Source organism: Streptomyces sp. NPDC058646, from assembly GCF_042716875.1.
In the GTDB taxonomy this organism is placed as follows: domain Bacteria; phylum Actinomycetota; class Actinomycetes; order Streptomycetales; family Streptomycetaceae; genus Streptomyces.
In genome coordinates this window covers 304,707-321,045 of sequence record NZ_JBHXRK010000003.1, presented here as the reverse complement: position 1 = coordinate 321,045, position 16,339 = coordinate 304,707, and the positions used below count along the sequence as shown (strand labels likewise).

Sequence of the window (16,339 nt, the reverse complement as noted above, 5' to 3'; positions counted from 1 at the left end):
AGCCCCGCTCATCCCGCAGGAGCATCGTGGCAACTGGCCGAACTCACCGACCGGCGACCCGCAGCCGAGGTATTCCCGAGGCCACTGTCGCCCGGCTTCCGCTGTACCTGCGCGCCCTCACCGCGCTCTCCGAGCGATCGGTGCCCACGGTGTCCTCCGAGGAGCTCGCAGCCGCCGCCGGAGTCAACTCCGCGAAGCTGCGCAAGGACTTCTCGTACCTGGGCTCCTACGGCACCCGGGGCGTCGGCTACGACGTCGAGTACCTCGTCTACCAGATCTCCCGCGAGCTCGGACTGACCCAGGACTGGCCCGTCGTCATCGTCGGCATCGGCAACCTCGGCGCCGCCCTCGCCAACTACGGCGGTTTCGCGTCGCGCGGCTTCCGCGTGGCCGCGCTGATCGACGCCGACCCCGCGATGGCCGGCAAGCCCGTCGCCGGGATGCCCGTGCAGCACACCGATGACCTGGAGAAGATCATCGAGGAGAACGGCGTCTCGATCGGTGTCATCGCGACGCCGGCCGGAGCCGCGCAGCAGGTCAGCGAGCGGCTGATCGCCGCGGGTGTCACCTCCATCCTCAACTTCGCGCCCACCGTGCTGTCCGTGCCCGACGGCGTCGACGTGCGGAAGGTCGACCTCTCCATCGAGCTCCAGATCCTCGCCTTCCACGAGCAGCGCAAGGCCGGCGAGGAAGCGGCCGCCGCCGCTGCCGCCGGCGGCTCCTCCGTGGGCGGCGCCGCGCCCGCCGCCGCCGTGGTCCCGCCCGCCGGGCGGGCCGCCGCCGAGGCGCGCAAGGGCGGTCCCGAGGGCGACGTGCCGGCGGTGATGCCGGCATGAGCCTGCTCGTCGTGGGACTGAGCCACCGCAGCGCACCCGTCAGCGTCCTGGAACGCGCCTCGCTCTCCGCCGACGCCAAGGTGAAGCTGCTGCACGACACCCTCGCCGCCGAACCCGCGGCGGAGGCGGCCGTGCTCGCCACCTGCAACCGGATCGAGCTGTACGCCGACGTGGACAAGTTCCACGCCGGCGTCGCCGAGCTGTCCACCCTGCTGGCACAGCACAGCGGAGTGGCGCTGGAGGAGCTCACCCCCTACCTGTACGTGCACTACGAGGACCGGGCGGTGCACCACCTGTTCTCGGTGGCGTGCGGCCTGGACTCGATGGTCGTCGGCGAAGGGCAGATCCTCGGACAGATCAAGGACGCCCTGGCGCTCGGCCAGGAGCAGCACACCGCGGGCCGGCTGACCAACGACCTGTTCCAGCAGGCGCTGCGGGTCGGCAAGCGGGCGCACTCGGAGACCGGCATCGACCGCGCGGGCCAGTCCCTCGTCACCTTCGGACTGGAGCAGCTCACGGGCGGGCACCTGTCGGTGGGCGACTGGGCGGCGGGCAAGCGGGCGCTGGTCATCGGCGCCGGGTCGATGTCCTCGCTGGCGGCGGCGACGCTGGCGCGGGTCGGGGTGGCCGAGATCGTGGTCGCCAACCGGACCGCGGACCGGGCGGAGCGCCTTGCCGAGATTCTGGTTGCCTCGGGCACCGGGGTGGCGGCCTCCGCCGTCGCCATGTCCGGAGTCGCGCAGGAGCTGACCCGAGTCGACGTCGTGGTGTCCTGCACCGGGGCGACCGGGCTGGTGCTGACCGCCGACGAGGTGCTCGCCGCGGTGTCGCCTGCACGGGCCGGGTGGGACGAGGCCGGGGCCACGCCCCAGGAGCCCCGCCCCCGGATTCCCGCGCCTCAGACTTCCCCGGCCACCGCCGGGACGGGCCCCCTGGCGGGGCAGGATCCGGCTGCGGACGGGCTTGTTTCGGCCGATGTCGTCGCCAGGCTCGCCGCCGCCGCGCGGGACGGCGGCCGGCTCACCGACGCGGGCGCCGCACGGACCATCGCCGCCCCCGTCGAGGGCGACGGATGTCCTGTGGGGCCCGAGGGCCGGTCCGCACTCACCGGGGTCGACGCCAACTCCCTCGAACTGCACGGCACCTGGGCCGATCAGGGCGAGGCCGCCGCGCAGCGGCAGCCCCGGCGCAGCACCCGTACCCAGGCGGACGGCGCCGCCGTACGCCTCGCGCTGCTGGACCTGGCCATGCCCCGGGACATCGACGCGGCCGTGCACCGGATCCCCGGCGTGCGGCTGGTGGACATCGAATCGCTCGCGGAGGCGTCCGCCGACGCCCCGATGGCGGCCGACGTCGACGCCGTACGCGCGATAGTCGCCGGGGAGGTGGCCGCCTTCGGCGCGGCCCAGCGGGCGGCGCACATCACGCCGACCGTCGTGGCCCTGCGGGCCATGGCCGCCGAGGTCGTGGCCATGGAGGTGGCGCGGCTCGACGGGCGGGTCCCCGACCTCGACGACCGGCAGCGGGCCGAGGTCACCCAGACCGTGCGCCGCGTCGTCGACAAACTCCTCCACGCGCCGACCGTGCGCGTCAAGCAGCTCGCCAGCGAGCCCGGCGGCGCCGGGTACGCGGACGCGCTGCGCGAACTCTTCGATCTGGACCCCCTGACGGTGGCCTCCGTCAGCAGGGCCGACGCGGCCGACAAGAACGACGACTCAGGACGGGCATCATGAATCCACGTCTCGACCAGCCCCTCCGGCTCGGCACGCGGCGCAGCAAGCTGGCCATGTCCCAGTCAGGCCATGTCGCCGACGCGGTACGGGCGGTCACCGGCCGTCCCGTCGAGCTCGTGGAGATCACGACCTACGGCGACGTGTCGCGGGAGCACCTCGCGCAGATCGGCGGGACCGGTGTGTTCGTCACCGCCCTGCGCGACGCGCTGCTGCGCGGCGAGGTGGATTTCGCCGTGCACTCGCTGAAGGACCTGCCGACCGGCCAGCCCGACGACCTCGTGATCGCGGCCGTGCCGCTGCGCGAGGACCCGCGGGACGCGCTGGTCGCCCGGGACGGCCTCACCTTCGAGCAGCTGCCCGAGGGCGCCCGGATCGGTACCGGTTCGCCGCGCCGCGTGGCACAGCTGAACCACCTGGCGCTGTCCCTCGGCAAGCGGATCGAGACCGTGGCGATCCGGGGCAACGTCGACACCCGCATCGGCTTCGTACGGGACGGCGAGCTCGACGCCGTCGTCCTGGCGGCCGCCGGCCTGAACCGCATCGGCCGCGGCGACGAGGCGACCGAGCTGCTGCCGGTCGACGGCGTCCTGCCGGCTCCCGGCCAGGGAGCCCTGGCCGTGGAGTGCCTCGCGTCCGACGCGGACCTGATCGCCGCGCTCGGCGAACTCGACGACCCCTGCACCCGGGCCGCCGTGACCGCCGAGCGTTCCCTGCTCGCCGCCCTGGAGGCCGGCTGCAGCGCACCCGTGGGGGCGTTCGCCGACCTTCTCCCACTCTCGGCTCCGCTCGAGTGGGGGGACCCCCTCGCCGACGGGCAGATTGTCAATGAAATGCGCCTGCGCGGCGTCGTCGGCACGCTCGACGGCTCGACGCTGGTGCAGCTGTCCACCACCGGTCCCGTGCCCCAGTCGTACGACGAGGCCATGGCGCTCGGCCGCGAACTCGCGGACGAGATGCTGGCCAAGGGCGCGGCCGGTCTGATGGGGGAGCGATCGCTTTGAACCCCACACGTCCGACCACCTCCGCTTTTCCGGCCGTCGCCGGCCACGGACACGTCACCTTCCTCGGTGCCGGCCCCGGCGACCCGGGTCTGCTGACGCTGCGCGCCGTGGAGGCGCTCGCGGCCGCGGACGTACTGATCGCGGAGCCCGAGGTGCTCGAAGTCGTGCGCACGCATGCGCGCGCGGCTGTCGACACGCCACAGCTGACGGTCGCTGACGAAGTGTCAGCCGCCGCCGGGGTTCCGGTGATCCGGGACGCCGCCAATCTTGTCATGGAGGCCGCACGCTCCGGCAGGCGGGTCGTCCGTGCCGTCACCGGCGACCCCGGGCTGGACGGGAACGCGGCCGAGGAGATGCTCGCCTGCGCCACCGAGGGCATCCCCTTCGAGGTGGTGCCGGGCATCCCCACCGCCGTGGGCGTGCCCGCGTACGCGGGTGTGCCGTTGCGCGACAAGCACGGCGACGACAACGGCGTGCGGTTCGTGGACGCGAAGAACGCCTCGGCGCGCTGCTGGACCGAGGTGGGAGCGAGCGACGGGATACTCGTCGTCTCCGCGACGCTGGAGACCGTCTCGAGTGCCGCCGCCGAGCTGGTGGGCGCCGGGCGCAAGCCCGACACCCCGCTGACCGTGACGGTGGCCGGTACGACCACGCGCCAGCGCACCTGGTGCGCCACCCTGGGCACGATCGCCCAGGTGTTCAAGCAGGGCAAGGTGCTCCCCTCGCCCGAGGGCGCGCGGCCGGTCATAGCCGTGGTCGGTGAGCACAGCGCCGCCGCGCGGCGCGAGGAGCTGGCCTGGTTCGAGTCGAAGCCGCTGTTCGGCTGGCGGGTGCTCGTACCGCGCACCAAGGAGCAGGCCGCCTCGCTCTCCGACCAGCTGCGTTCGTACGGTGCGGTGCCGCACGAGGTGCCGACCATCGCCGTGGAGCCGCCGCGCACCCCGCAGCAGATGGAGCGGGCCGTGAAGGGCCTGGTCACCGGCCGGTACGAGTGGATCGCCTTCACCTCGGTCAACGCGGTCAAGGCCGTCCGCGAGAAGTTCGAGGAGTACGGGCTCGACGCGCGGGCCTTCGCGGGGATCAAGGTCGCCGCGGTGGGCGAGCAGACCGCCGCCTCCCTCGTGGAGTTCGGCGTGAAGCCGGACCTGGTGCCGAGCGGGGAGCAGTCCGCGGCCGGGCTGCTGGAGGACTGGCCCCCGTACGACCCGGTCTTCGACCCGATCGACCGCGTGTTCCTGCCGCGGGCGGACATCGCGACCGAGACGCTCGTCGCCGGGCTGATCGAGCTCGGGTGGGAGGTCGACGACGTCACGGCCTACCGGACCGTGCGCGCGTCGCCGCCGCCGGCGGACACCCGGGAGGCGATCAAGGGCGGCGGTTTCGACGCCGTCATGTTCACCTCGTCGAGCACCGTCCGCAACCTCGTCGGGATCGCGGGGAAGCCGCACAATGTGACCGTCATCGCGTGCATCGGGCCGGCGACGGCCAAGACGGCGGAGGAGCACGGGCTGCGCGTGGACGTGCTGTCGCCGGAGCCTTCGGTGTCGAAGCTGGCGGAGGCCCTCGCCGAGTACGGCGCGGCGCGCCGCGAGGCGGCCAAGGAGGCCGGCGAGACGGTGTTCCGGCCGAGCGAGCGGCGGCCGGGGGCGCGTCGGCGCCGCACCACCTGAGCGGTGGGGCAGCAGGAGTGACGAGGGGCCGGGCGCGGTGCGCGCCCGGCCCCTCGCCGTCCGCGCGGGGCCCTCGCGGTCCGCGGCGGGGCGTGGCGCGCGCGGCGCGGGACCGTGGGCGGGCGGGGCCGGGGGCGCGGTGCCCCCTAGGCTGGCCGTGACTGTTCTCGATGCTCGAAGAGGCGACGACAAGATGAGCACCTACGGATCCTTCCCCGGCTCGCGGCCCCGGCGGCTGCGCACCACCCCGGCGATGCGGCGGATGGTCGCCGAGTACCGGCTGCACCCCTCGGACCTGATCCTTCCGGCGTTCGTACGGGAGGGCATCAGCGAGCCCCTGGCGATCTCGGCGATGCCGGGCGTCGTCCAGCACACCCGGGACACGCTGCGCAAGGCGGCCGTGGAGGCGGTGGAGGCGGGGGTCTCCGGGATCATGCTCTTCGGGGTGCCGGCCGACGAGAACAAGGACGCGCGGGGCACGGCGGGCACCGAGCCGGACGGCATCCTGCAGCTGGCGATCCGGGACGTGAAGGCCGAGGTCGGGGACGACCTGGTGATCATGTCGGACCTGTGTCTGGACGAGTACACCGACCACGGGCACTGCGGGGTCCTCGACGAGCACGGCCGGGTCGACAACGACGCCACGCTGGAGCGGTACGCCGAGATGGCGCAGGTCCAGGCCGACGCGGGTGTCCACGTGGTGGGTCCCAGCGGGATGATGGACGGCCAGGTCGGCGTCGTCCGCGACGCGCTGGACGAGACCGGGCACGAGGACGTCTCGATCCTCGCGTACACGGCGAAGTACTCCTCCGCCTTCTACGGCCCCTTCCGGGAAGCGGTGGCCTCCTCCCTCCAGGGCGACCGCAAGACCTACCAGCAGGACCCGGCGAACGCCCGCGAGTCCCTGCGGGAGCTGGCCCTGGACCTGGAGGAAGGGGCCGACATGGTGATGGTCAAGCCGGCGGGCCCCTACCTCGACATCCTGTACCGGGTCGCGCAGGCGGTGGACGTCCCGGTGGCCGCGTACCAGATCAGCGGCGAGTTCGCGATGATCGAGGCGGCGGCCGAGAAGGGCTGGATCGAACGGGACCGGGCGATCCTGGAGACGCTGCTGGGCATCAAGCGGGCCGGCGCCGACACGATCCTCACCTACTGGGCGACGGAGGTCGCGGGCTGGCTGCGCGCGGCGCGCTGACCCCCGCCCGGACCTGCCCCGGGCGGGCGGAAGGGGCGGAGTCCGCGCCGTGCGGTCCCCGCCCCCTCCCGGCCCGAGAAAGCCGGGGCCTCAGCCCTTGCTGACCGCCAGCAGGATCTCCGGCAGCTTCCCGGACACCGCCGGCGCCGCCAGGCGCAGGCCCGCCCAGGTGGCGAAGGTGCCCCAGCCCAGGCCCAGCGGGACCAGCAGCCAGAAGGCGCTCTCGTAGCCGGCGACGCTGAACCAGATGGTCAGGGCGATGACCGGCGCGCAGATCAGTGCCGACACCAGCATGCCGCCAAGGATGCTCATCCAGGCGAGCCCCGCCTGGCCCGGGGCGACGTTCTTGAAGGCGCCGTCCGTCGGGATGGAGTACGCGAAACGGGCCGAGGACAGCGCGCCCGTGCACAGCATCGAACCGAGCAGGGCCAGGGACAGGCCCAGGCCCGCGGGGAAGGACCGCCAGTTGCCGATCAGGGCGGCGCTGACCACCGTGACGAGGACCGTGTAGGGGACCGTGACGAGGGCCAGTGCGGCGGCGCGGGCGCGCAGTTCCTCGTACGCGTCGCGGGTGGTCGAGATGGTCTGCGCGACCATCCAGAACGCCGAGGTGTCCTGCCCGAACTGGTTGTACATCTGGAGGCCGAGCATGCCCGCGCCGAAGCAGGCGAGGTAGACGGACCCGGTGCCCTGCAGGGCGTTGAAGACGGGCACGATCATGCCGATCGCCAGCGCCGTCACCCACGAGGCCTTGGTCTTCGGGTCGCGCACCGCGTACCGCAGGGTGCGCTGCATGGTGGCGCCGGTCCGTCCGGCGGGCAGCAGGGACCACAGGCCGTTCTCGGTGCGGTCCTTGCTCTGCCCCGCCGCCGCGATCGTCGAACCGTCCGGCGTGACCATCAGCTTGGTCAGGCTGCGCTCCCAGAACCACAGGAGCAGGGCGACGGCCGCGAGGGTCAGCACCAGCTGGGCGGCGGCCCGGACGTACGCGCCCTCGCTGGCCGAGTCCACCATGCCGACGGCGGTCGCGGGCGGCAGCCAGCGGACGACGGCCTCGACGGGCTCCAGCCGGGAGAGCCCGCCCACCTCGAACAGGCGCTGGCTGGCGAAGTTGGCCAGCTGCGCGCCCACCGCGATCACCAGGCCGCTCAGCAGGGCCAGGTCCCGGCCCTTGCGGCTGGTCAGCAGCTGGACGTTGGCCGTGGCCACCGCCCGGGCGAGGGCCACGCAGCCCACCAGCAGCAGGGGGGCGGCCACGACGGCGGCCACCGCGCCCACCGCCCCGCGGGCGACCGCGATCACCGAGCCGATCGCCAGGCACAGGGTGAACAGCGGACCGATGCCGACCAGGGAGGAGGCCAGCAGGGCCCGTACCAGCGGGCGCGGACGCAGCGGCAGCATCACGAGGCGGCTCGGGTCGAGCGTCTCGTCCCCGCTGGGGAAGAACAGCGGCATGAAGGCCCAGCCGAGCGCGAGGATCGCGGCGAGCAGCACGACGACCGTGCCGGCGCGGGCATGGCCGTGCAGCATGGCCATGCCGAGGGTGACGAAGAAGGCCACCACCAGCGTGAAGGCCAGCGTGGAGAAGTACACGGCCTTGCGCTTGGAGGAGCCCTTCAGGCCGTTGCGCAGCAGGGACAGCTTCAGCCGGACGAAGACCGGGGTGAGGGCCACCGGCGCGGTGCTCCGGGCTGCGGTGGAGGTGGCGGTCGTCATGACTGCGCCGCCGCCCCGCCGAGCCACTCCAGGGAGTCGCCCGCCGCGTCGCGGCCGTGCGCGCCGACCAGTTCGAGGAAGGCGGCCTGCAGGGTGGGCGCGGTGCCCCGTACGTCGGCCAGCGTGCCCGAGGCGCGGATCTGCCCTGCGGCCATGACGGCCACCCAGTCGCACAGCGACTCGACGAGCTCCATGACGTGGGAGGAGAAGACCACCGTGGCACCGGACGCGGTGTAACGTTCCAGCACCCCGCGGATGGTCTGCGCCGACACCGGGTCGACGCCCTCGAACGGCTCGTCCAGGAAAAGGACTTCAGGGTTGTGCAGCAGGGCGGCGGCCAGGCCGATCTTCTTCCGCATGCCCGTCGAGTAGTCCACGACCAGCTTGTGCTGCGAGCCCGCGAGGTCGAGGACCTCCAGCAGCTGGGTGGCCCGCTTGTCGGTCTCCTCGCCCGGCAGACCGCGCAGGCGGCCCATGTAACCGAGCAGTTCGCGTCCCGACAGCCGCTCGAAGAGCCGCAGGCCCTCCGGCAGCACGCCGATGCGGGACTTGACCTCGACCGGGTCCGCCCACACGTCGTGACCGGCCACCAGGATCCGGCCCATGTCCGGGCGGAGCAGCCCGGTCACCATCGAGAGGGTCGTCGTCTTGCCGGCGCCGTTCGGACCGACCAGACCGATGAACTTGCCCGCGGGCAGGTCCAGATCGATCCCGGCCACGGCCACCTGCTCGCCGAACCGCTTCCACAGACCTTCCACCCGCACGGCGGACGGCGCGGACCGCGCGCCACCCGTTCCGTGCGTTCCACCCGTCGCATCACCCTGGTCCGGCATGCGCCTGCCTCTCGTTACGTCCCCGTTGGTCGTTCATTCCTCACGATAGGAGGGCGGGGAAGGGCCTGGGCAGTTACGTATGTCATGAACTTGCCGGTACAAAACGTGTGGTCACAGCCCCTTGCGGGTCCGGGCCGCCGCCGCCTCCCGCCCGCACGCGTACGCGATCGCGTCGATCAGCTCCTCCGTGTCCGGCAGCCACCGGTTCGCCGGCGTGGGCCGCCGCGCCCACTGGACCGATCCGCGGCCGCCGAAACGGGTGGGCGGGGCGGCCACGTACTCCCCCTCGCCGCGCGCGGCGAGGTCGATCGCGGACGGGGACCAGCCGAGCTTGCGCACCAGCTCGGGCATCTTCGCCCCGGCACCCGGCAGGACGAAGAACAGCATCCGGTGATCGGGGGTGAGGGCCACCGGCCCGATGGTGCGCTGCATGCGCTCCAGCCGGGCCAGGGCCAGGAATCCCGCGGAGTCCGGGAGGTCCAGCGCGTCGAAGGTGCGGCCCGTCGGCATCAGGATGGAGGCCTCCGGGTGCTTCGCCCACACCCGGCGGACCTGCACCGCGCTGCCGGTGGCGTGCGTGGCCCAGTCCTTGACGGCCGGGTGGGCGCCCGGCGCCGCGCAGTCCGCCGCCCCGCAGGAGCACAGCTCGCGCCCGTCCGCCACCTCCAGCCAGGTGCCGGCGAAGACGTCCCAGTGCCGTTCTTCCGTGTACCGCACGGCATGGTCCAGCAGCTGCTCGCCGCGCTGCTTGGGGATGGGTGCGGTCTCCGTGACTCCGATGGTCTCTTCCACGCCCATCACAACTGCCCGGGTCACCCGGGGTTACGGGCGTAAACCGGCCGGTGGAAGGAGCATCGATCCTGCATGCGGGGCGCACGGATGCACGTGCGGGGGCGCGTAGGAGCCCGGAGCGCGGTCGTTGGGTAACGACAAGACGCAGAGCGGAAGATTCTCCGCACATCAGGCGGGAAGTGATCATTCCAACGGATCACCCGCGGTCAGCAGGGGGTTTTCATGGCAGCCAGGCCTCTCGTCGCCCGCCAGCCGAACGAACGGCTGCAGGCGCTCATCCAGGAAGCCGGGTGCTCGAACGCCGGGCTCGCCCGGCGGGTCAACATGTGCGGGGCCGAGCACGGTCTCGACCTGCGCTACGACAAGACCTCCGTGGCCCGCTGGCTGCGCGGGCAGCAGCCGCGCGGCCGGGCACCCGGCATCATCGCCGAGGCGCTCGGGCGCAAACTCGGCCGGACCGTCACCATCGACGAGATCGGCATGGCCAACGGCAAGAACCTGGCCTCCGGAGTCGGGCTGCAGTTCTCCCCGACCGTGATCGGCGCCATCGAGCAGGTCTGCGAGCTGTGGCGCAGCGACGTCGGCCGCCGCGACTTCCTGGCCGGCTCCAGCGTGGCCGCCTCGGCACTGGTCGAACCGAGCCGCGACTGGCTGATCACCGGGGCCGACGCGCAGGTGGCCCGCAACGGCGGCTCCCGCGTCGGCATGTCCGACGTGGAGGCGGTACGGGCGACGACGGAGGCCCTCACCGAACTCGACCACCGCTTCGGCAGCGGGCACGTGCGCCCCGTCGTGGTCCACTACCTCAACTCCGTGGTGTCCGGGCTGATCGGCGGCTCCTACCGGGAGCCGGTGGGCCGGGCGCTGTTCGCGGCCGTGGCCCGGCTCACCGAACTCGCCGGGTACATGGCCGTGGACACCGGCCAGCCGGGGCTGGCCCAGCGGTACTACATCCAGGCGCTGCGCCTCGCGCAGGCCGCGGGGGACCGGGCGTACGGGGGCTACGTGCTCGCGGCGTCCATGAGCCACCTCGCCGCCGAGCTGGGCAACCCGCGGGAGATCGCGCAGCTGGCGCGGGCCGCTCAGGAGGGCACCCGAGGGAAGGTCACCCCGCGGGTGGAAGCCATGTTCTACGCCGCCGAGGCGCGCGGGCACGCGCTGCTCGGCGACTCCCGGGCCGCGGCGGTGCTGTCCTCGCGGGCGGTGACCGCGCTGGAGCGGGCGGAGCCGGAGTCGGGCGACGACCCGGTGTGGATCCGGCACTTCGGCGAGGCGTACCTGGCGGACGAACTGGCCCACTGCCACCGGGACCTGGGGCAGGCGCGGGAGGCGGCCGACCGCGCGCAGGAGGCCCTGCGGGGCCTTCCGGCGGGCAAGGCGCGCCGCCGGGCCATCGGGCTGCTGCTGCTGGCGGCGGCCCAGGTCCAGCAGCGGGAGGTGGAACAGGCCTGCCACACGGCGGCGCAGGCGGCGGACCTGCTGGAGGGGCTCCGCTCGGACCGGGGCTCGGAGTACCTGGCGGACTTCCGGCTGCGGCTGGAGCCCTACCGGGAGGAGGCGGCGGTACGGGAGTTCGGGGCGCGGCTGGAGGCACGGGCCGCCTGACGCCTGCCGCGGGCTCCGGGTGCTGCGGGGGTGTCCCCCCGCCGGGTCTCCGCGCAATCGGCCGGGGGTGTGCGGTGGCGGCGATCCAACTCCCCGGGTGTGGCTGGAGGGGCCCGGTGCGAGGGGGCCTGGTGGGTGGGGCTGACGGGGGTGGCGGGTGACCGGGTAGCGTGAGCCGACGGTTCCGTAGGTTCGGGCAAATCGGAGAGGGAGTCCCGGTGACGGAGAACGGACAGGGGGGTGCCCCCCAGCCGGGGGCCCCGTGGGGTCCGGACCCGGCCTACCCGGCGCAGCCGGAGACGGCGTCCGGATACCCGGAACACCCCGCGCAGCAGGGTCAGCAGGGTCAGCAGGCGTACGGCTACCCGGGGCAGCCGGAGCAGGCCGGGCCCGCGTACGGCTACCCGCAGGCACAAGGGGGCCCCGCGTACGAGTACCCGCCGGCGCAGGCCGCGCCCGGGCACGTGGTGGGGCCGGGCTACGAGGGGCCGGGGGACCCGCACGGGTACGGGTACCCGCCGCTCCCCGAGGCCGTGACGCAGTACATCCCGCCCGTTCCGGCGGCTCCGGTTCAGGGTGAGGCGGCGACGCAGTACATCCCGCCGGTTCCGGCGGGTCCGGTTCAGGGTGAGGCGGCGACGCAGTACATCCCGCCGGTTCCGGCGGCTCCGGTTCAGGGTGAGGCGGCGACGCAGTACATCCCGCCCGTTCCCGCGGCTCAGGCTCAGGACGAGGCGGCGACGCGGTACATCCCGCCCGTTCCGGCGGCCGAGTTCGACGGGCTCTTCCGCAGCTCCGGCGGGACCGACGACGGTGCCGCCGGGCACACGCAGCAGCTGCCGCCGGTCCAGGAGCCGGTGCTGCGGCAGCCTCCGCCGCGGCCCCGTCCGCCGCGCGCCCAGCGCCCCGCACCGCAGCAGCACCCGCAGTACGGGCAGCACCCGCATCCGCAGCATCCGCATCCCCCGCAGCCGCGTCCGCAGTTCGCGCCTCCGCCGCCGGAGGCCCCGCGCAAGGTGTCGCCCGCTGTCGTCGCCGCGGTCGTCATCGGGCTGGCCGTCGTCGGGCTCGGTGTCGGTTCGCTGCTCGGTGACGGCAAGCCGCAGAACAACGACCCGGGCGCGGTGTCCTCCGTACCCGCGCCGACCGGCAGCGGCTCCGCGGCGCCCGGGGGCGAGGCCCCCGTCGACCCGGGCCGTCCGCAGGCCGTCCAGCTGGACAAGCTCCTCGCGGACAGCAACGACAGCCGGGCCTCGGTGATCAAGGCCGTCGAGGACATCAAGAGCTGCAAGAACCTCGACGGGGCGGCCGGCGACCTGCGGGCCGCGGCGCGCCAGCGCGAGGAGCTCGTGACCCGGCTCCAGGAGCTGAAGCTGGACAAGCTCCCCGACCACGCCAGGCTGTCCGCCTCGCTGACCAAGGCCTGGAAGTCCTCCGCGGACGCCGACACCAGTTACGCGGCCTGGGCCGAGGACGTGGACGACGACAAGGGCTGCAAGGACGGCAAGGCCAGGTCCACCGACAACGCCGCCGCGGGGAACAAGGCGAGCGGCGAGGCGACCAAGGCCAAGGAGTCGGCGGCGGGCCTGTGGAACACCATCGCCGCCAAGTACGGCCTCACCAAGCGCGACAAGGCCCAGCTGTGAGCCGGATATCCCTGTGGCGCCAGCTGTTCGGCGGGCCGCAGCGCCCCCGTCGGGGGCGGGTGCGGAGGCGGAGCCGCTGACGGTGGCAGCGGTCACGGCGACCCTGAGCACGAACATGGCCGCCGTCGGCGGCGACTTCAGCCTGGAGGGCATCCGGAAGCTCGGGAACCCCGTACCGATGCTGGTCGACAACTACTGGCTGCGGCCCGGCGAGGCCTTCGTCGTCACCTCGTACGGCACCTGGGGCGACCGGCCCTTCGAGGTCGCGCACGAGCCCGGCCGCATCGAGGTCTGGGCCGCCTCCTGCTTCGCGACGGTCACCTTCCCCGACGGCACCGAGGTGCCCGGCGCCCACCAGCGGCCGCCCGGGATCTAATGACCCCCGGGGCCGGGCCTCGGCGGGGCCTGCGGCGTCAGGCGGCGCGGGGAGCCTGTTCCAGGGTCGGGGTCATGTCCAGGGACTGCTCGCCGGGCTGGGCCACGAGGCGGCCGGACTGGACGATCTGGAAGGTGACCCGGCCGTTGACGATGCGGGGGAAGCCGGCCACGGCACGCATGTCCTGGTAGCGCCATGCCAGGTCCGGGGTGAGGCCGCCGGTGGTGACCGCCTCGGACCGGTTGAGCATGCGGCCGACCTTCCGGGCGGTGATGTCCTCGTCGGCCTTGAAGCGCTTCACGACCTCGCTCAGGACGGTGTAGGCGATCCAGGTGGTCTGCGCCCCGCTGTCGTCCGGGTCGACACTGTCGTCACCGAAGGCGTGCTCGGCGATGACCTTGCGCATCGGCTCCCACAGCGGGTCGGAGGAGACCGGGTACCAGCTGGTCAGGTACGCGCCCTCGAAGGGGCTCTCCCGGCCGCCGGTGCGGTCGACCAGGGACTGGCTGACGCTGCCCAGGACGGAGGAGATCTGCGGGTTCTTGCGCTGGGTGTCGACCCGGCGGAAGGCGTCGAAGAAGGTTTCGGTGCGCTCGCCCAGCACCGCGGTCACGCAGCCGCGCTCCTTGGCGTCCTTGGGATCCCTGCCGTCCTTCGGGGCGGAGGCGGCGGCGAGGGCCTCGCGGGCCTGCGGCGAGAAGTCCGCCGAGTCCTCGGCGGCCCGGATGTCGCTGGCCTCGACCGTCCTGTTGGCCTTCAGCCCCGCGTTGAGCAGGACCGGCAGGGAGTCGCCCGCGAGGGTGTCCGGGCGGACCAGGGCCACCTGGTTGCAGGCCTTGCCCAGCTGGTGCCCGGCGCCCGCGAGGAGGACGGGCTGGCCGCCGTTGACGGGGTAGGAGAGCGTCGACTGGAACTCCTCGGAGGAGACCCCGTAGCCGCCGATGAAGGGGATGCCCTCCGCCTCCAGGGGGGCCATGAAGGCGCGGCCGTGCTGGCTGTAGGAGCCGACGACCGCGACGGCCTTCTCGGCGATCGCCTTGCGCGCGCAGTCGGCGGCGCCGGTCGGGGTGTTCTTCTCGTTGCAGGTCAGCACGCGCAGCTTGTGGCCGTTGATGCCGCCCCTGGAGTTGACCCACCGTTCGTAGGCCTTGGCCATGCCGGGCATACCGGGCATGTTGGTCGCCTTGGTCTCCTCCGGCGCGAAGGTCATGACGGTGATGGTGCCCCCGGAGCCCCCCGAGTCGCCCGGGAGCGCCCCGCACCCTGCGAGGAGACACGCACCCGTCGCCGTGGCCACAAGGGTGCGGGAGAGGGATGCTGCGCGGCGCGAGATGGTCATGTCCATGCACCATTCCGCTCCGGAGGTAACTCAGGTGTGAGAGGGGCACAACACCGGGTGACACCCAGGTGAATTGCGGGGGCGCCTCCGGGTCCGGGCGCCTCAAGATCGTGGATTACGGGAACGTACGATCGAAAGCGTGACATTCGCCCAAGGTTCGAAGAACTCTTCCCGCCGCGGCGGCCGCTCCTCCACCATGGGCGGCATGCCCCTGAACGACATGCCGTGGTGGCGCTGGCGCAGCAACGTGCGCTCGGCGCTGCACATGCTCTCCGATCCGGCCTTCCACGAGGACACCTGGCTGGCCGGCGCCGAGGGGTACGGGGACGTCACCGACGCCGTGTACCGGCTCGTCGAGGACACCTGGCTCGACAGCTGGTCGGCCGAGAAGTACGTCGGCACGATCTTCCGCGATTCGCAGGAGGCGGCCCTGGTCGACCTCGCCGTGCTCCGGGTCCTGCGGATCCTGCACCAGGTCGGCCCGGACGCCCCCGTCTCCGCCTACCTGGAGCACCACGCGTGGCCCGAGGCGGTACGCGCGGCGCGCGAGGCGCACGTACGGCTGGCGGTGGCCGACGGGGAGGATCCGGACGTCCGGCCGCGGTCCCTGGAAGTACTGAGGATCCTGACCCGCGCGGTGTGAAAGGCTATGCGGTCATGAGCGACCCGCATCCCGAGGCCCAGCCGCAGTACGTCCTTACCGTGTCCTGCCCCGACAAACAGGGCATCGTGCACGCCGTGTCGAGTTACCTCTTCATGACCGGCTGCAACATCGTGGACAGCCAGCAGTTCGGAGACCGGGAGACCGGACTCTTCTTCATGCGGGTGCACTTCGAGGCCGAGCCGGCCGTGACGCTGGAGAAGCTGCGCGCGAGCTTCGCCGCGATCGGCGACTCCTTCAAGATGGACTGGCAGATCCACCGCTCCGACGAGCGCATGCGCATCGTGCTCATGGTGTCGAAGTTCGGCCACTGCCTGAACGACCTGCTGTTCCGGTCGCGGATCGGGGCCCTGCCCGTCGAGATCGCGGCCGTGGTCTCCAACCACACCGACTTCGCCGAGCTGGTGGGTTCGTACGACATCCCGTTCGTGCACATCCCGGTGACGAAGGACACGAAGGCCGCGGCGGAGGCCCAGCTGCTGGAGCTCGTGCGCGCCGAGAACGTCGAGCTGGTGGTGCTCGCCCGGTACATGCAGGTCCTGTCGGACACCCTGTGCAAGGAACTGAGCGGGCGGATCATCAACATCCACCACTCCTTCCTGCCGAGCTTCAAGGGTGCGAAGCCGTACCACCAGGCGCATGCCCGCGGGGTGAAGCTGATCGGTGCGACCGCGCACTACGTGACGGCGGACCTCGACGAGGGGCCGATCATCGAGCAGGAGGTCGAGCGGGTCGGGCATGGGGTGACCCCGGACCAGTTGGTGGCGATCGGGCGCGACGTGGAATGCCAGGCGCTGGCGCGGGCCGTGAAGTGGCACAGCGAGCACCGGGTGCTGTTGAACGGGTCGCGGACCGTGGTCTTCGCCTGATCCCTCCGGGGGTGGGTGGGCCTCGGCCCTGCCCGGCCCGCCCTGCCCGGGCCTGGCGGTTGTTGCG

14 protein-coding genes are annotated in these 16,339 nt (G+C 72.9%); 10 read left to right on the top strand and 4 right to left on the bottom strand.

The window, feature by feature from the left end; translation table 11 throughout:
- The first annotated feature begins 26 nt into the window (after nucleotides 1–26).
- The 5 genes from ACFWUZ_RS06505 to hemB all read left to right on the top strand — a co-directional run bounded on the left by ACFWUZ_RS06505 (nucleotide 27) and on the right by hemB (nucleotide 6,435).
- The gene (locus tag ACFWUZ_RS06505) at nucleotides 27–836 is read left to right on the top strand and encodes a redox-sensing transcriptional repressor Rex (protein WP_266936047.1); all 810 of its coding nucleotides are present in this window, start codon (nucleotides 27–29) and stop codon (nucleotides 834–836) included.
- Nucleotides 833–2,569 carry a glutamyl-tRNA reductase gene (locus ACFWUZ_RS06500; RefSeq protein ID WP_384368017.1) on the top strand — a complete coding sequence of 579 codons (1,737 nt, stop codon included), beginning with the start codon at nucleotides 833–835 and terminating at the stop codon, nucleotides 2,567–2,569. Before ACFWUZ_RS06505 ends, ACFWUZ_RS06500 begins: the two co-directional genes overlap by 4 nt.
- Nucleotides 2,566–3,570, top strand: a complete 1,005-nt coding sequence (gene hemC, locus ACFWUZ_RS06495; RefSeq protein WP_384368014.1) for a hydroxymethylbilane synthase — start codon at nucleotides 2,566–2,568, stop codon at nucleotides 3,568–3,570. The genes ACFWUZ_RS06500 and hemC overlap by 4 nt, the downstream gene beginning before the upstream one ends.
- Nucleotides 3,567–5,240: a uroporphyrinogen-III synthase gene (locus ACFWUZ_RS06490; protein WP_384368011.1), complete on the top strand. Its 1,674-nt coding sequence runs from the start codon at nucleotides 3,567–3,569 to the stop codon at nucleotides 5,238–5,240. The genes hemC and ACFWUZ_RS06490 overlap by 4 nt, the downstream gene beginning before the upstream one ends.
- Before the next feature lie 193 nt (nucleotides 5,241–5,433).
- Nucleotides 5,434–6,435, top strand: a complete 1,002-nt coding sequence (hemB, locus tag ACFWUZ_RS06485) for a porphobilinogen synthase (protein WP_384368008.1) — start codon at nucleotides 5,434–5,436, stop codon at nucleotides 6,433–6,435.
- Between the two features lie 90 nt (nucleotides 6,436–6,525).
- On the opposite strand, the gene ACFWUZ_RS06480 is transcribed toward hemB, so the two are convergent.
- The 3 genes from ACFWUZ_RS06480 to ACFWUZ_RS06470 form a co-directional block, all read right to left on the bottom strand.
- The gene (locus ACFWUZ_RS06480) at nucleotides 6,526–8,151 is read right to left on the bottom strand and encodes a transporter (RefSeq protein WP_384368005.1); all 1,626 of its coding nucleotides are present in this window, start codon (nucleotides 8,149–8,151) and stop codon (nucleotides 6,526–6,528) included.
- Nucleotides 8,148–8,984 carry an ABC transporter ATP-binding protein gene (locus ACFWUZ_RS06475; RefSeq protein ID WP_384368002.1) on the bottom strand — a complete coding sequence of 279 codons (837 nt, stop codon included), beginning with the start codon at nucleotides 8,982–8,984 and terminating at the stop codon, nucleotides 8,148–8,150. Before ACFWUZ_RS06475 ends, ACFWUZ_RS06480 begins: the two co-directional genes overlap by 4 nt.
- A gap of 111 nt (nucleotides 8,985–9,095) precedes the next feature.
- On the bottom strand, nucleotides 9,096–9,782 hold the full coding sequence (locus ACFWUZ_RS06470) for a bifunctional DNA primase/polymerase (protein ID WP_384367999.1): 687 nt from the start codon (nucleotides 9,780–9,782) through the stop codon (nucleotides 9,096–9,098).
- Nucleotides 9,783–9,998: 216 nt separating this feature from the next.
- Here ACFWUZ_RS06470 and ACFWUZ_RS06465 point away from each other — a divergent pair, with 216 nt between their 5' ends.
- The 3 genes from ACFWUZ_RS06465 (at nucleotide 9,999) to ACFWUZ_RS06455 (ending at nucleotide 13,403) form a co-directional block, all read left to right on the top strand.
- On the top strand, nucleotides 9,999–11,381 hold the full coding sequence (locus tag ACFWUZ_RS06465) for a transcriptional regulator (protein WP_384367996.1): 1,383 nt from the start codon (nucleotides 9,999–10,001) through the stop codon (nucleotides 11,379–11,381).
- Between the two features lie 218 nt (nucleotides 11,382–11,599).
- The gene (locus tag ACFWUZ_RS06460) at nucleotides 11,600–13,027 is read left to right on the top strand and encodes a hypothetical protein (RefSeq protein ID WP_384367994.1); all 1,428 of its coding nucleotides are present in this window, start codon (nucleotides 11,600–11,602) and stop codon (nucleotides 13,025–13,027) included.
- 82 nt (nucleotides 13,028–13,109) lie between these two features.
- Nucleotides 13,110–13,403 carry a hypothetical protein gene (locus tag ACFWUZ_RS06455; protein WP_384367991.1) on the top strand — a complete coding sequence of 98 codons (294 nt, stop codon included), beginning with the start codon at nucleotides 13,110–13,112 and terminating at the stop codon, nucleotides 13,401–13,403.
- 37 nt (nucleotides 13,404–13,440) lie between these two features.
- Here ACFWUZ_RS06455 and ACFWUZ_RS06450 read toward each other — a convergent pair whose 3' ends face one another.
- The gene (locus ACFWUZ_RS06450; RefSeq protein ID WP_384367988.1) at nucleotides 13,441–14,742 is read right to left on the bottom strand and encodes an ABC transporter substrate-binding protein; all 1,302 of its coding nucleotides are present in this window, start codon (nucleotides 14,740–14,742) and stop codon (nucleotides 13,441–13,443) included.
- A gap of 196 nt (nucleotides 14,743–14,938) precedes the next feature.
- Here ACFWUZ_RS06450 and ACFWUZ_RS06445 point away from each other — a divergent pair, with 196 nt between their 5' ends.
- Nucleotides 14,939–15,385 carry a hypothetical protein gene (locus ACFWUZ_RS06445; protein ID WP_384368095.1) on the top strand — a complete coding sequence of 149 codons (447 nt, stop codon included), beginning with the start codon at nucleotides 14,939–14,941 and terminating at the stop codon, nucleotides 15,383–15,385.
- A 14-nt stretch (nucleotides 15,386–15,399) separates the two neighbouring features.
- The gene (gene purU / locus ACFWUZ_RS06440) at nucleotides 15,400–16,272 is read left to right on the top strand and encodes a formyltetrahydrofolate deformylase (protein ID WP_384367985.1); all 873 of its coding nucleotides are present in this window, start codon (nucleotides 15,400–15,402) and stop codon (nucleotides 16,270–16,272) included.
- Nucleotides 16,273–16,339 lie beyond the last annotated feature (67 nt).